Source organism: Mycobacterium sp. IS-2888 (genome assembly GCF_001954215.1).
Taxonomy (GTDB): Bacteria; Actinomycetota; Actinomycetes; order Mycobacteriales; family Mycobacteriaceae; genus Mycobacterium.
The window spans coordinates 113,629-127,383 of the sequence record NZ_MBET01000090.1 but is presented as its reverse complement, the minus strand read 5'-3'; the positions used below and the strand labels follow the sequence as shown (position 1 = coordinate 127,383).

14 protein-coding genes are annotated in these 13,755 nt (G+C 67.6%); 7 read left to right on the top strand and 7 right to left on the bottom strand.

Annotated features, from left to right (window positions below; all coding sequences use genetic code 11):
• Positions 1-22: 22 nt before the first annotated feature.
• Genes A5745_RS16615 through A5745_RS16605 form a run of 3 tightly spaced genes read right to left on the bottom strand, consistent with a single transcriptional unit; the run spans position 23 to position 2,486 of the window.
• Positions 23-643, bottom strand: coding sequence for a class I SAM-dependent methyltransferase (locus tag A5745_RS16615; protein ID WP_076117485.1), 621 nt, complete (start codon positions 641-643; stop codon positions 23-25).
• Positions 640-1,236, bottom strand: coding sequence for a DUF4389 domain-containing protein (locus A5745_RS16610; RefSeq protein ID WP_076117413.1), 597 nt, complete (start codon positions 1,234-1,236; stop codon positions 640-642). Before A5745_RS16610 ends, A5745_RS16615 begins: the two co-directional genes overlap by 4 nt.
• Positions 1,224-2,486 (bottom strand): NAD(P)/FAD-dependent oxidoreductase, encoded by a 1,263-nt coding sequence (locus A5745_RS16605; RefSeq protein ID WP_076117410.1) that lies wholly within the window; start codon positions 2,484-2,486, stop codon positions 1,224-1,226. Before A5745_RS16605 ends, A5745_RS16610 begins: the two co-directional genes overlap by 13 nt.
• Between A5745_RS16605 and A5745_RS16600 the strand changes: the two genes are divergently transcribed.
• Positions 2,451-3,374 (top strand): antibiotic biosynthesis monooxygenase, encoded by a 924-nt coding sequence (locus A5745_RS16600; RefSeq protein ID WP_083662952.1) that lies wholly within the window; start codon positions 2,451-2,453, stop codon positions 3,372-3,374. The two genes, A5745_RS16605 and A5745_RS16600, sit on opposite strands and share 36 nt — an antisense overlap.
• On the opposite strand, the gene A5745_RS16595 is transcribed toward A5745_RS16600, so the two are convergent.
• Positions 3,371-4,249 carry an SDR family NAD(P)-dependent oxidoreductase gene (locus A5745_RS16595; RefSeq protein ID WP_076117481.1) on the bottom strand — a complete coding sequence of 293 codons (879 nt, stop codon included), beginning with the start codon at positions 4,247-4,249 and terminating at the stop codon, positions 3,371-3,373. The two genes, A5745_RS16600 and A5745_RS16595, sit on opposite strands and share 4 nt — an antisense overlap.
• 433 nt (positions 4,250-4,682) lie before the next feature.
• On the opposite strand from A5745_RS16595, the gene A5745_RS16590 reads away from it, so the two are divergent.
• Positions 4,683-5,489: a SigB/SigF/SigG family RNA polymerase sigma factor gene (locus A5745_RS16590; RefSeq protein WP_076059889.1), complete on the top strand. Its 807-nt coding sequence runs from the start codon at positions 4,683-4,685 to the stop codon at positions 5,487-5,489.
• A 102-nt stretch (positions 5,490-5,591) separates the two neighbouring features.
• Positions 5,592-6,212, top strand: coding sequence for a hypothetical protein (locus tag A5745_RS16585; RefSeq protein WP_076059887.1), 621 nt, complete (start codon positions 5,592-5,594; stop codon positions 6,210-6,212).
• A gap of 17 nt (positions 6,213-6,229) precedes the next feature.
• Here the strand turns inward: A5745_RS16585 and A5745_RS16580 are convergent, their stop codons facing one another.
• Positions 6,230-7,333 (bottom strand): sulfite oxidase, encoded by a 1,104-nt coding sequence (locus A5745_RS16580; RefSeq protein WP_076117478.1) that lies wholly within the window; start codon positions 7,331-7,333, stop codon positions 6,230-6,232.
• Positions 7,334-7,421: 88 nt separating this feature from the next.
• On the opposite strand from A5745_RS16580, the gene A5745_RS16575 reads away from it, so the two are divergent.
• Entirely contained in the window at positions 7,422-8,567 is a 1,146-nt protein-coding gene (locus A5745_RS16575; protein WP_076117407.1) for a serine hydrolase, read from the top strand.
• Position 8,568: 1 nt separating this feature from the next.
• Here A5745_RS16575 and A5745_RS16570 read toward each other — a convergent pair whose 3' ends face one another.
• Positions 8,569-9,045, bottom strand: a complete 477-nt coding sequence (locus A5745_RS16570) for a nitroreductase family deazaflavin-dependent oxidoreductase (protein WP_076059953.1) — start codon at positions 9,043-9,045, stop codon at positions 8,569-8,571.
• Between the two features lie 49 nt (positions 9,046-9,094).
• On the opposite strand from A5745_RS16570, the gene A5745_RS16565 reads away from it, so the two are divergent.
• The 3 genes from A5745_RS16565 (at position 9,095) to A5745_RS16555 (ending at position 12,941) form a co-directional block, all read left to right on the top strand.
• Complete coding sequence (locus A5745_RS16565; RefSeq protein WP_076117405.1) at positions 9,095-10,330, top strand: Xaa-Pro peptidase family protein; 1,236 nt, start codon at positions 9,095-9,097, stop codon at positions 10,328-10,330.
• A complete protein-coding gene (locus tag A5745_RS16560) occupies positions 10,320-11,447 on the top strand; it encodes a Xaa-Pro peptidase family protein (protein WP_076117402.1) in 1,128 nt (375 codons plus the stop codon). Before A5745_RS16565 ends, A5745_RS16560 begins: the two co-directional genes overlap by 11 nt.
• A 90-nt stretch (positions 11,448-11,537) precedes the next feature.
• Positions 11,538-12,941 (top strand): HNH endonuclease signature motif containing protein, encoded by a 1,404-nt coding sequence (locus tag A5745_RS16555; RefSeq protein ID WP_076117400.1) that lies wholly within the window; start codon positions 11,538-11,540, stop codon positions 12,939-12,941.
• 57 nt (positions 12,942-12,998) lie between these two features.
• On the opposite strand, the gene A5745_RS16550 is transcribed toward A5745_RS16555, so the two are convergent.
• Positions 12,999-13,751 carry an SDR family oxidoreductase gene (locus tag A5745_RS16550; RefSeq protein WP_076117397.1) on the bottom strand — a complete coding sequence of 251 codons (753 nt, stop codon included), beginning with the start codon at positions 13,749-13,751 and terminating at the stop codon, positions 12,999-13,001.
• Between the last annotated feature and the right edge of the window lie 4 nt (positions 13,752-13,755).

Here is a 13,755-nt window from a genome sequence, read left to right as displayed (position 1 = left end):
TCCGCCCGGCTAGTCCACCCGGCTAGTCCGCCATGGTGGCGAATCCCTGCAGATGCGGTTTGCACGGGAACGGCACCGGGGTCCGGACGGCGCGCAGTCCCGCGATGTCGAACCCGGCCGCGGCAATCGCCTCGCCGGTCCGGCGATTCGGCTTGCACCCCCCGGCCGCCCAGGACCATGGCGTCGCGATCAGGTCCTGCAAGCGGCCCGTGGCGCCGTCCCCGCGGACGTGCTCGAGGACGACCAACCTGCCGCCCGGCACCAGCACCCGCCGGATCTCGCGCAGTGTCGCGGCCACATCGTCCACCGAGCACAGCACCAGCCCGAGGTGAACCGAGTCAAAACTGTTGTCCGCGAAAGGGATCGACTCGCCGGCCCCGTCGACGATGTCGGCGGCAATGCCGCGGCGAGCGGCGAGCCGCGACGCCATTCGCCGGAACGCGGCCACCGGCTCGACCGCCGCGACCGAGGTCACCACGGGCGGCAGAAACTTCAGATCGGCCCCGGGCCCCAGTCCGACCAACAGCAGCCGGCCGGTCGCGTGTGCGAGCGCGCCTCGACGATATCGGTTGTAGAAGAGCCGGTCGAAGATTGGCTGACCAAACCGATATACGTAGGGGAACAACGGATTAGCGCGCGTTATCGGCTGCCTAAATCCATTCGGAACGGCGGATACTCGTCGCTCATCAACGAAACATACACCGCCACCCGGTAGCGCCACCGAACGATGCCCATCAGGAGATCGAACATTCCGGACGGGATCGTCCCGGTGCACAAGAGCGTCACGGCGGCGATGACGGTGAGCACCTGCAGCAGGGGTTCCATCGCCCAGCACAGCAGTATCTGCGGGAGCGCCAGCAGCCACGATTTGACCAGGACCGCCCATCGGGTCAGCCGCTGCGGATAGTCGACTTCGAGGTCGCCCGGATAGTCCGGCCGGGACTTCAGGGTGAAGGGCGGGTATTTGTCGGTGCTGTTCATCGGGAACCGGTAATTCATGACGCGCCACGACCAGCGCAGCACTCCCACGTTGAAGTCGAAGATGGGCCGCGGATACCGCCCGGTGCACAAGATCGCCACGCCGGCCACGAGGGTGAGCGGCGGATACACCAGGTACAGAGCGATCAATATGGGGTAGTGCGGGACGGCCAGCACGCACCACTTGACGAGCCAGAGCCAGCGCGAAGGTGCGTCGTAATCGCCCCGAACGGTGAGGGGCTCGGTCACGGAGGGCATGCCGCGACGGGGGTCGGGTCGCCAAGGCGGCGATCGATTTCCGCGGATATTCGGCGGTGACTGGTCAAGCGCAAAAAGGTCGTCAGGGTCCAGGTATGCAACCGGTCGGATATCAAGGTCGCCGGTCGCAGCACGGACTCGCCATGGGCCACCTGCAGCGAAGCCACGCGGGATACGGCCCTGACCCGGTGCCGCCTGGTGCGCTCGTACCAGCGCAGCGCCCCGGACAGCTCGCCAGTGCCGCCGTTCGCCCGGAAATCCGACAGCGCCTTGCACAACACCATGGTGTCGAGCAGGGCCTGGTTGGTCCCCTGAGCGAGCGTGGGCGGCATGGTGTGCGCGGCGTCGCCGAGCAACGTCACCGCACCGGCGTGCAGCGGTCGGGGAATCGGATGCTGAAAATGCGGGTACGGCGAGCCGGCCAGATGTTCGTCGGTCAACTTCGCCAGCACCAGATCGACCGCGTCGGACCAGCCGGTGAAGTTGGAGCGGATCACCTCGACCGGACGGTGTGGTCGCACGAAGCCGTCGGACCACGGCAGATCGAACCACCACTGCACCGCGGAGCCGCCCGCCGGCCACACGCCGGTGTTCCCGCGTTCGCCGATCACGATGAGCGCGAGGCCATTGTCGGGTAGCTCCGGAACGGTGACGAGTCCCTGCCAGCTGCACCACCCGGTCGGCCGCGCCGCTTCCGCTCCGACCACGTCGCGAACCATCGAATGCAGGCCGTCGGCGCCGATCAACAAGTCGCCCTCGACCGCGGAGCCGTCCTCGAATTCGACCCGCACACCGGTGGAGGTGGTGGCGATCCCCACCGCGCGGGAGCCGCATCGAATGCGATTTGTCGGCAAGCCGGCCAACAGCCTTTCCAGGAGGACCTGGCGTGGCACCATCCGGACGGGCGCGCCCAGCCGTTTCACCATCGTGGTCACGTCGAGGTTGGCGATGCGGTGCCCGCGTGAGGTCAGGACCTGCACGCCGGACAGCAGCTGACCGGCGCCGTCCATGTCGACGCCGAGCTGCCGTAGCACGGTCTCGCCGTTGGACCAGATGGTCACGGCGCCGCCCCCCGCCCGTGTGTCGGTGCGCTGGTCGAAAACCGTGACGTCGTGGCCGTCGCGCAGCAAGCCCCTGGCGACCGAGATCCCGCTGACACCCGCGCCGACGACAAGAACCCGAAGCGGGCGTCTCGGTGGTGGTAGACAGCTCGTATGTCTGCTGGGGCCTCCGCGATCACGATCTTCCATCCGCCCTCCGACCCCGAGCGGTTCAGCGGGTGGGTAGCCGCGTACGAAGCGTGCGCCCGTCACTCCCTTGGATACGTAAGCGCGCGCGAATCGGTTCAAGGAAGCCGGCTCGATTGGGCCGTCGAGGTCACGTTCGACCGTGCGGATCGGCTCGACGCATGGCTGGACGGCCCTGAACGCCAAGCGGTACTCAGCGACGGCGAAGCCCAGGGCTACTGGCGCTGCGCCTCCGACTTGATCCTTGTCGAGGGTGAGCCACCGCCGGGTAACGTCGGTATCTTTCTGCACAGCGTGGCCGCCGGAAGCGAATCCGAATTCACTGCCGCGCAGGGTGATCTGACTCGCAGCAGCTCCGTCTTTCCCGGATACCAAGGCACCGCGGTCTTTCCGGCGGATTCCGCGGGGCAGTGGATGTCGGTGCTGCGGTTCCGTACAGCTCAGCAGCTGGCGGCGTGGGTCGGCTCGCGGGAACGTCAGGAAGCCCTGCCCCGCCTGCGGGGGAAACTGACCAGAGACTTCGCCGAGCTTCCGCACAACGCCCCATTCGGCTCCACGATCCGAATTGACCAGGGGCACACCAGGATTACGCCGGGGTGGAAGACCGCGATGCTGGTGCTGCTGTGCCTCTACCCGACCGTTATGGTGCTCTCCACGTGGCTGTCGCCGGCGCTCAGCCGACTGGGCGTCGGGCAGTCGCTGTCGGTGTTCGTCGGCAATGTGATCAGCATCGCGTTGCTGCAGTGGGTGCTCGTCCCGGCCGTTTCGCGGCCCTTCCGGCGCTGGCTGGACCCCATCGACGGGGCGTCGGGGCGGATCAGCCTGGCCGGTGCGACGGTGATCGCCATCGCTTACGGGGCGCTACTCGTGGTCTTCCCGCTGATCGCTTAGTCGCCGCCGATCATCTTGTGCAGCTGCGCAATCGACCACGGTTCGGCTTCGTGATGGTCGCGATAACCCAACACGCGCGGCGCCGGGCGGTCGAACTGGCCGACGAATCCGCCTGCGGCAACGAAGATCTGGCCCGTCACATCCCGGGCCAGGTCGCTGGCGAGGTAGGCGTAGAGCGGGGCCACAAACGCCGGCGCAGCGGCGTCCAGCGACGCTTGCATGGTCATCTCGTCGAGCAACCCGCGCCGGTGCAGGTCCTCGATGTGCGCCTCGTAGTCGGCGCCGGTCGATAACCGCGTCCTCGCGCCGGGGCACACCACGTTGGCCCGCACGCCGTGGGCTTTGAGTTCCGCGGCGATGGCCATGGTCAGCGCGTTGACGGCGCCCTTGCCCGCCGGGTAGCCGGTGCCGCCGTAGTCACCTAAGAAGGCCACCGAGCTGGTGTTGACGATCGTCCCGTGCCCCTGGGCCGCCATGACACGCGCCGCGATCCGACAGGTGTGAAACGCCGTGCCGAGGTGGGCGCTGATCAGGCGATCGAATTCGTCGGGCGCGATGGTCAGGATCGAGGAACCGGTCGGCTCGGCGATGCCGGCGCAGTTGATCAGGATGTCGAGTCGCCCGAACGTCTTCATGCATGCGTCGACGAGGGCGGCGGCAATGCGCTCGTCGTCCGCGGCTCCGACCACCGGCGCGGCCCGTCCTCCCGATGCGGTGATCGCCGCGACGGTCTCCCGCACCGCGTCGCCGTCGCGCCCGTTGACCACCACGCCGGCGCCGAGGTTGCCGAGCAGTTCGGCGACGGCGCGCCCGATACCGCGGCTGCCGCCGGAGACCACCGCGCCACGCCCGGTCAATAGGCCGCGATCACTCATGGCACCCATTCCACAATCAGCTCAAAGGATGCGTTCCGTCGCGCACCGTTGTGGGTGCTTACCGCATGATTTACGCGCGCGCAAGATCTACTTGTTTTCAAGATCGACCCCGGTGCCCGATCGCCGGTTCATGCCATGAGAGGTACTATCAAAGGCGACGTCCGTTCTGGACATGTCGCCGTTTAGCTCAAAGCGGCCAATCAGCACACACGGCTGCTGGGCTTGCGTGGCTACGGCGACAGCGTTTACGCCACCTCTCCCGCAGTATCGGGTGCGCTTGTTGACAACCGACCCGTCGTTGAAACGGGTGTAGTGGTGGACGACTGCGCGCACAGTCTCGCGGCGCACGCTCAGAGGGAGTGTGTGCGGTGCAAACCTGTCCGCGCGTCTGCGTCTTCACTACTAGCTGAGTCTGCAGGAGGCGGTTCAGCAGATGATCGACGTAATTGCTCCACCCCGCCCTAACCGATCGGCCACCACACAATCCGACGATTCATACGACGACGTCGTCGGCATGTTCCTGGATCTGCGCGAGCTACCCGCCGAATCGCACGAATATCGGCAGCAGCGCGAACGCATCGTTGCCCGATGCCTACCCCTGGCCGACCACGTCGCCCGGCACTTCGGGCGCCGCGGCGAAAGCCTCGACGACCTGACCCAGGTGGCACGCCTGGGGCTGATGAACGCCATCAATCGGTTCGACCCGGCCAAGGGACCGAGCTTCATCGGCTTCGCGATCCCCACCATGATGGGTGAGGTCCGGCGCTATTTCCGCGACTACAGCTGGGGCATGCGCGTGCCGCGCCGGTTGCGCGAGCTCCACATCCAGATCAGCAGAACGACGGCCGATCTGGTCCAAACGCTCGGGCGAGCGCCCACCGCCTCCGAGCTGTCGCACGCGCTGGGAGTCCCCCGCGAGGAGGTCATCGAATGCCTCGTTGCCGGCGACGCCTACCAGCTGGAGTCCCTGGACGCCCCAGTGGGTGACGGCTCGGGCAAGCCGCGTCTGGTGGCCGACGCGATCGGCGCTATCGACCCCCAGATCGACCACATCACCAACCGGGAGGCCGTGCGCGAGCTGGTGTCCGCCCTGCCGCAGCGCGAGCGCGAGGTTTTGCATATGCGGTTCTTCGAATCGATGACTCAAAGCCAGATCGCGGAACGAATCGGCGTCTCACAAATGCAGGTTTCGCGCATCCTGGCCAACACCCTGCGATCCCTGCGGGATCGGCTGGAGTAACGGGCTCACCGGGCCCCTGCTCGACGCGCGCACTGTACTGTGCGTTTCGGGCGGACGAAGTCGAGTGCGTCGCCCCAGGCAACCCGGAAGGAGCATGGTGCGATGAGGATTTCCCGGACGGTGGTCGCGGCCGTAGCCGCGGCAACCGCGCTGACGGTGTCGGTGGCCGGATGCGGCGGCAACAAGACGTCGTCGCCCACGTCGACCACGAAGTCGGGGTCGGCCACGTCCGCCACCTCGGCAAGCAGCTCGGCGCCGGCTTCGTCGGCGCCCAGCGACTACACCGGGCTGCTGATCCAGGCGACCGATATCAACGCGCCGGTGCAGTTCAACGGCAGCCCGCCGGTGAGCAACCCGAACGGTCAACCCGGGGTCGCCACGACGTTCAGCACCCAAGACAACAGCCACGTCATCAAGGACACCATCCAGGTGCTGAGCGACCCCGCCGCGGCTACCGATGCGCTGAACGCGGCGAAGCCGGGCCTGGCCGCCAACATCAAAGACCCGCAGACGGGGACCGTCAACGTCGGGACCGGCGCAACCACGCTGTCGGGGAACGCCCCGGACAAGTCGAAGGGCGTGTTGATCCTGCTGTTCACCGAGGGCAAGGCGTTCGTCACGCTCGAGTTCTATGGGCCGACCGACTCATTGCCGCCCGACGACTTCGTCAACGATGTCGCCCAGAAGCAGGACGCGGCCGTCAAGAAGGGGCTGGGCGGCTAAGCCGGGGTCGCCGTCCGTCACGCGACACGCACGGGGACTACGGCCCAGGCATTGTTGCCGTATCCCCGCGGATTCCACAGCGACGCTACCGATTCCGGTTGCAACGCACCGGTGTCGTCCCAGGCGCGCGCGGCGATGCACAACGGCCCCGGTTCGACGTCGACGCGCAGCGCCCACGGCCGCCACGACCATTTGCTGGGCGCCGGGTGCAGGTCGGCCTGCCGCCACGTGAGCCCGTTGTCGACCGATACGTCGACGCGCTCGACGCTGCGGCCGTCGCCGGCGATCCCGTAGCCGCGGATGGTCAGCTCACCCGCCGGTACCTGGTCGCCGTCGGTGGGCTCGAGGATGTCGCAGTTGAGCGCGAGCGACGACAGCGGAATGCCCTCACCCGGCCCGACGGTGTCCGCGTCGGTCTCCGGCGGAAGGATGCGGTAATCGTGGGCCTGGAAGTAGTTGTCGGACGGGCCGGATTGCACCCGGATGCCGGTGACCCATTTGACGCTGCGCGCGCCGACATACCCGGGCACCACAACGCGAACCGGGCCGCCGTGGGCGCGCGGGAGCGGTTCGGAGTTCATCTGAAACGCCAGCAGCACTTCCCCTGACAGCGCTTTGCTCAGCGGGATCGAGCTGCCGTAGCACTGAACGGGTCGGGCCTCCTCGGCGCTGTCCGGCGCTTCGAACGCGACGTGCAGGCCGTCGTCATCGTGGTATCGCGCGGCCGCGAGGACGTCCGCCAGGCGCACCCCGCCCCACCGCGCGGTTGAGATCGCGCCGTGCGCCCACGGGTCTTTGCCCGGGATCGGTCGCACCCGCAGCATCTCGGCACGCCGATTGCCGGCGCATGCGAGCGTCGCCACCACGCTGTGCCGGTCAAACTCCGTCGTGAGCCGGTCGTAGGTCAGGGTGAGCGGCTCGTCCACGCACCCGTCCACCCTGAGTCGCCATTGCCGCGGCGAGATGTCGGGGATCGGGCCGTGGTTGCGCGCGTAGAACGCGTCGATCGGAGTGATGTCGCTGCGCGCCAACACCGCGGCCGGCGGCTCGGCGTTGTACGGCAGACGCCCGCGCACGATCATGTCGTCGCGCTTGCTCCACAGCGCAGCGGACTCCGTCATGACGACCATTGTCGCCCGTAGGGGGCAAGCCTGCGCTGGATTAACTTCGCCGCGATCTGAAGGCCGCAAGCGGGCTACGGTAGCAGCCATGGACGCGATTCACGGACAATGCGACGAGCGCTTCGACAAAGTCCGGGTCGCTCTGGCCGAGAACATCGTCTCCGGTGAGGAGGTCGGCGCGTGCATCGCCGTGGACATCGACGGCGAACCCGTCGTCGACATCTGGGGCGGCTTCACCGACGCCGCGCGGACAACCGCCTGGACCGAGGACACGATCGTCAACGTGTGGTCCTCCACGAAGACCGTCACCAGCCTGGCCGCCCTGATGCTCATCGACCGCGGCCTGGTCGATCCCGCGGCACCGGTCTGCGCCTACTGGCCGGAGTTCGCCGCAAATGGCAAGCAGGACATCGAGATTCGTCACATCCTGTCGCACACGTCGGGGGTGTCCGGCTGGGACCTACCGTTTACCACCGAGGACATGTACGACTGGGACAAGTCGACCGCGGCCCTCGCCCGGCAAGCGCCCTGGTGGGAACCGGGCACGGCGTCCGGATACCACGCGCACAATCAAGGCCACCTCATCGGCGAGGTGATCCGGCGTGTCACCGGGAGCACGCTCAAGGAATTCGTCCGTGACGAGATCGCCGGCCCGCTTGGTGCCGACTTCCAGATCGGCGCCGTGCCTGCCGATTACGACCGCATCGCCGAGGTCATCGCGCCGCCTCCCCTCGAGCTGCCGCTCGACCTGCTGCCCGAAGAGAGCCCGATGCGCAAGACGTTCAGCGGTCCGCCGCCCAACGCCGACGCCGCGAACACACCGGCATGGCGCGACGCCGACATGGGCGCCCTCAACGGCCACGGGAATGCGCGTTCCCTGGCCGCCATCCTGTCGGTGATCTCGTTGGGAGGCACCGTTCGTGGCGTGCAACTCCTGCGGCCGGAGACCATCGAGATGATCTTCGACGAGCAGGCCAACGGGACCGACCTCGTCATACCGGCGGCGCTGCGCTGGGGCCTCGGATACGGACTGGCCGGGACGGAGGCCCTCCCGTACGTTCCGGACGAGAAGATCTGCTTCTGGGGCGGATGGGGTGGCTCGATGGTGTTGATGTGGCCCGATCGGCGGGCCACCGTCGCCTACGTCATGAACAAGATGGGGCCCGGAATCCTCGGTTCGGAGCGCACCGCGACCTACGCCACCCGGATCTTCGACGCGCTCGCCGCGGCCTGAATCACGGCGCCGGCGTGAGGAGAAACAGCCTGAACTGACGCGGCTCGGCGTGGTCCTGCGCGATTTGATAGTTGGGCCAGTGCGCGACGACCGTGGCCCAGGCCCTATCGCGTTCGAGGCCGGTGAGTAAACGCACCTTCGCGACGAACCGATGGCCGCTGCGGCGCACGATGACACGTTCTGTCGCTTTGAGATTCGCCGACCACGACGGGTGGCGCTCGCGGCCCCAGTTGGACCCGACCAGCACCATCCCGTCCCCGTCGGGGACGTATTGGACCGTCGCTGTGCGGGCAAGGCCCGTTTTGCGGCCGGAGGTCGTGATCTGCACGTTGGGCAGCCCGGCAAGGTCCAGCACCCCGAACCGCCCATTGCTGGCGAAGCGCAGCAGGGATTCGAGCGCCTCGGCGATGGCCCGTCCCGGCAAGAACAGCCGCCGGTACGCCGCTGGATTTCGCGCCACCCGCTGCAGCGGATTCACGCGCTTCACCTTATTACCCGGCGGTCCGGCCTGCGTATCCTGTTGACCGATGGCAAACTCTCTCGCCGCCCGCGGCTCGGTCATCGACATTCCTGATGAGCCGGACTGGGACCGCTTGCGCGCGGAGACCGGCGCGCGGCTGCGGTCGGCGATGGCCGACCATCGGATCGACGCGCTGATCCTCTTGATGAACGGCTACGTCACGTATGCGACGGGTGTCAGCTGGCCGCTTTTGGATGCGGGCCTCTCGCACGTGGAGCGCCCGGTGGCGGTCGTGCTGGCCGATGACGAGCATCCGCATCTTTTCATGCCCTTCCGCAGCGGTGCGTCCGCGGAATCACCGGTGCCCGACGACCACCTTCACGGCCCGGCCTATCTCGAATTCGACCACGGCGTCGAGCATTTCGCCGCCGAGTTGGCCGAGCTGGTCCCCGCGGGGGCGCGCATCGCGGTCGACGAGCTGACCGGCGCAATGCGCCGCGCGGCTCGAAAGCTCTTCCCGGCGGGCGAGCCCATGGATGCGGCGATCGTGGTCGGTGCGGCGCAGTTGGTCAAGACGCGGGATGAGCTTTCCTGTCTGCGCAGGGCCTCCCGCATCACCGAAGAAGCGATCGTGGATGTGCAGCGCGCGTTGGCGCCGGGCGTACGGCAGACGGAGCTGTCCGCCACGCTGGTGCGGCGCGCATTCGAGCTGGGCGCCACCACCAACATGCTGGACGCGATCTGGCAGGTGATGCCGAGTTCGCGGGACGCGGGAGTATGGACGACCCACGGCGATCTCGCGCTGCCGCTGCTGCCCACCGATCGTGAACTGGCCGCCGGCGATGTGCTGTGGACCGACATCAGCATCACCTACGCCGGGTATTGCTCGGACTTCGGCCGCACCTGGGTCGTCGGCGAGCAACCCACGCAACGGCAACAAGATCAATTCCGGCAGTGGCGAGACATCCTGGACGCCGTGCTCGCGGTGACCAAAGCCGGTGCGACGTCGGGCGATCTCGCGCGGGCGGCGATCGCCGCCAACGGCGGCCGCAAGCCGTGGCTGCCGCACTTCTACCTCGGCCACGGCATCGGCACCTACCCCGCCGAAACCCCGATGATCGGAACAGATCTCGGTGCGGAGTTCGACGACAACTTCGTCTTTCCGCCGGGCATGGTGCTGGTTTTGGAGCCGGTGGTGTGGGAGGACGGGACCGGCGGCTACCGCAGTGAAGAGATCGTGGTGATCAACGAAGACGGCTTCACGCCGATCACCGACTACCCCTACTCCCCTTATGGCGACTGAAGTTTCGGCCGACGCGCTGGCCTTGCGGACCGGTCGCCGGGAGCGGGCGCTGGCCCAGATGGACGCCCACGACCTCGACATCTTGGTCCTCGGCCGGCAAGCCAATATTCGTTACGTCACCGGAGCCCCGCAGCTGTGGATCGCCGGGACGCGACCGTTCGGACCGATGTGTGTGGTGGTGCGCGCGACTGGGGACATCTACCTGAACAGCACCGACGACGAAGGGGTCCCCGAGGAGATCGGCCACGACCACCTGTACGGGCTGGCCTGGAATCCGATGACGCTCATCGACGTCCTGAAGAAGATCGACGGCGCCGAAGCGGCGCGCCGGGTCGGAACCGATGCGCTCACACCGACTTTCGCGGCCTTGCTGCCCGACGCGTTTCCGCATGCCGAGATCGTCGACGCCGAGCTCGCGATGCGCGCGGCGCGCCGCATCAAGACGACCGATGAAGTCGCGGCGATCGGCGAGGCGCTTCGCGTCGCCGAGACCGGACTCGCCGCTGCCGTCGGCGAATTGCGGCCGGGGGTGTCCGAGCGGACGTTGACCGGGGCGTTGCTGGAGGCCATGGCCGCGGGCGGGGTGAGCACGCCGGCCACCCAGGACGGCGCCTGGGTGACCTCGCGGGAACACCCGTGGCGGCGCGCCCGGCACACCGAGGTACGCTCCGACGACCTTGTCGCCTTCGCGGCCGGCGCCCTGGCGGGCGGTTATGTCGCCGAGGTTGGCCGGACCCGCCCCGCCGGCGGCACCGACGACGGACCGGTCCGCGACCTCTTCGAGCGGTCAAAGACGCTGTACGACACCATGATTGCCGCGTGCCGTCCCGGCGCGTCGACTCACGAGCTGCTCACCGCCTATGCGGCGGCCGGTGAGCCGGTGCCGCCGATGCCCGTCGCACACGGGCTGGGGTTGGGATTCGACGCGCCGGTGGTATCCGAGACGCTTTGGGCCGCGGGCGAACACGATCAACTCGATGCCGGGATGGTGCTGGCGATCACCGGCTACGTGTGGCAGGAGGGCGTCGGGGCGGTCTTTCGCAGAGACACCGTCGCCATCACTGACGACGGCGCCGATGTAATGAGCACGGCCGGGCCGTGGCCCGACGGGAGCTAGACGCCACCTTGTTGTAATCACTTGTGCCCCATTGGTTTCTGTGGTCACAAGGCAGCGATTTCTGTCGGTGGGTGGTCCTAGTTTGGCGGTATGAGTTCGGGCGGGGTTGTCGATCGTGAGGCGCTGGCGGCGGCGTTCGATACCCTGGATGCCGCGTTTGACGACACGACCGGATTCGATTTCGAGGCGTTGACGTCCCCGGAGCAATTGGGCTTGTTGGAGCGCTATGAGCGGCTGCGCCGCCGGCTACCGGCCTCCGAGCATCGGCTGATCAATTCCCTGGCGCGCCAGGCCACTCCAGAAGAGTTGGGCGGCAAGCTCTCCCATGCGATCGCCGAACGGACACTGATCAGCCGCGCCGAGGCTGCCCGGCGGATTAACGAGGCCGCCGATCTGGGGCCACGCCAAGCCCTGACCGGTGAGCAGTTGCCGCCGGTGTTGGCGTCGACAGCCGCCGCGCAGCGCGAGGGCGAGCTGGGGGCCGGGCAGGTGGCGGTGATCCGCCGCTTTTTCCACCAGCTGCCCGGCTGGATCGACCACGCCACCCGCGAGCAAGTCGAAGCCAAGCTCGCCGAGCAGGGCACCCAGTTTCGCCCCGAACAACTCGCCGCACTGGCCGACACATTGGCCGACTGCCTCAACCCCGACGGCACCTACACCGACGACGACCGCGCGCGGCGCCGCGGGTTGAGCCTGGGCAACCAACAAGCCGACGGCATGTCGCAGCTACGCGGGTGGCTCACCCCGGAGGCCCGCGCCACCGTCGAAGCCGTGCTGGCCAAGCTGGCCACGCCCGGCACGTGCAACCCCCTCGATGAAATCCCCACTGTTGACGGACCACCCCCGCAAGAGGCCATCGACAAAGACACCCGCAGCGCCGCACAGCGCAACCATGACGGGCTCAACGCAGCGCTGCGGGCACTACTGGCGTCGGGAAAACTCGGTCAGCACAACGGACTACCGGCCTCGATCATCGTCACCACCACCCTGGCCGAGCTGGAAGCCGCCGCCGGACGGGCACTGACCGGCGGGGGAACCATCTTGCCGATGAGCGATGTGATCCGCCTGGCCCGCCACGCCCGGCACTACCTGGCCATCTTCGACAAGGGCAAAACCCTGGCGCTGTATCACACCAAACGCCTGGCGTCTCCCGCGCAACGAATCGTGTTGTACGGCAAGGATCGTGGCTGCACCGCACCCGGTTGCACCGTGCCCGGCTACTACAGCGAAGTCCACCACGTCGTCGGCTACGCCATCTGTGGCTGCACCGATGTCAACAACCTCACCTTCGGCTGCGGGCCGCACCACCGGTTGCTGCAACCCGGCGGCTGGACTACGCGAAGACGCGCCAACGGGGACACCGAATGGATCCCACCCCCACACCTCGACCGCGGCCAACCCCGCACGAACACCTACTGGTACCCCGAGAAGCTGCTGCGCGACGGGGACGACGATGACGACAACGATGACGACGATGACGACGACGCCGCATAGCGCGCCATTCTCTATGACGTTGGAGCAATCAGCAGGATTTGATAGCGCTCCGTCCGCCTAGCTGACCGGCCCGCGCTTTTCGGTCGCACGGTTGATCATCGAGAAGATGCCGTTCGGCGCGATCCGCGACATCGCATACAGAAATTTCGCCCGTCCGATACGCAGCTCGGTCCTGTCGCGCGCCAGCGCCTTGACGATGGCCGTGCCGACGGCTTCCGGGCCAATTTTGGGCCCGCCATAGCCACTGGTCATTTCGGTGTCGACAAGCGGCGGGAAGACCTCGAGCACATGGATCGGGTCGCGGCGCGTCTGCCGTCGCAGTGACCGGGTGAAGGCGTGCAAGCCCGCCTTGGCGGTGGAATAGCCGGGGTTGAAGGCCCGCGGCGCGTAAACCAGCCCGGTGCTGACGTTCACGATGGCGGCCTCGGGTCGCTGCCGTAGTAGGGGAAGGAGCGCGATACACAGATGCACGGGCGCGGTCAGATCGAGTGCGACGTCGCGTTCCAGCAGGGACTGCGCGTTCGGGTCGTGAAGATCGATTAGGGCCATGCTGCCGGCGTTGTTGACCAGAATGTCGAGGGGCCGGCCGTTGCCGAGCTGCTCGATGAACCGGTCCCGATCGTCGGAGTTGGCCAGGTCGGCCGCCGCGGTCAGGATGCGTGAATCGTCGCCGCGCGCCGCGTCGAGCCGTGCCTTGCTGCGGCCGACGATCAGCACATCCGAACCGGCGGCGCGCAGCGCCCGGGTGATCGCCAGGCCGATGCCCGATCCGCCGCCGGTGACCACGGCAAACTTTCCGTCGAGATTCATCGCG

Excerpts from the sequence above, each read along its gene's own strand:
- A5745_RS16610 (WP_076117413.1), bottom strand. The coding sequence starts at position 1,236 with ATGCCCTCCGTGACCGAGCCCCTCACCGTTCGGGGCGATTACGACGCA.
- A5745_RS16600 (WP_083662952.1), top strand. The coding sequence starts at position 2,451 with ATGTCTGCTGGGGCCTCCGCGATCACGATCTTCCATCCGCCCTCCGAC.
- A5745_RS16605 (WP_076117410.1), bottom strand. The coding sequence starts at position 2,486 with ATGGAAGATCGTGATCGCGGAGGCCCCAGCAGACATACGAGCTGTCTA.
- A5745_RS16595 (WP_076117481.1), bottom strand. The coding sequence starts at position 4,249 with ATGAGTGATCGCGGCCTATTGACCGGGCGTGGCGCGGTGGTCTCCGGC.
- A5745_RS16590 (WP_076059889.1), top strand. The coding sequence starts at position 4,683 with ATGATCGACGTAATTGCTCCACCCCGCCCTAACCGATCGGCCACCACA.
- A5745_RS16585 (WP_076059887.1), top strand. The coding sequence starts at position 5,592 with ATGAGGATTTCCCGGACGGTGGTCGCGGCCGTAGCCGCGGCAACCGCG.
- A5745_RS16580 (WP_076117478.1), bottom strand. The coding sequence starts at position 7,333 with ATGACGGAGTCCGCTGCGCTGTGGAGCAAGCGCGACGACATGATCGTG.
- A5745_RS16575 (WP_076117407.1), top strand. The coding sequence starts at position 7,422 with ATGGACGCGATTCACGGACAATGCGACGAGCGCTTCGACAAAGTCCGG.
- A5745_RS16565 (WP_076117405.1), top strand. The coding sequence starts at position 9,095 with ATGGCAAACTCTCTCGCCGCCCGCGGCTCGGTCATCGACATTCCTGAT.
- A5745_RS16560 (WP_076117402.1), top strand. The coding sequence starts at position 10,320 with ATGGCGACTGAAGTTTCGGCCGACGCGCTGGCCTTGCGGACCGGTCGC.
- A5745_RS16555 (WP_076117400.1), top strand. The coding sequence starts at position 11,538 with ATGAGTTCGGGCGGGGTTGTCGATCGTGAGGCGCTGGCGGCGGCGTTC.
- A5745_RS16550 (WP_076117397.1), bottom strand. The coding sequence starts at position 13,751 with ATGAATCTCGACGGAAAGTTTGCCGTGGTCACCGGCGGCGGATCGGGC.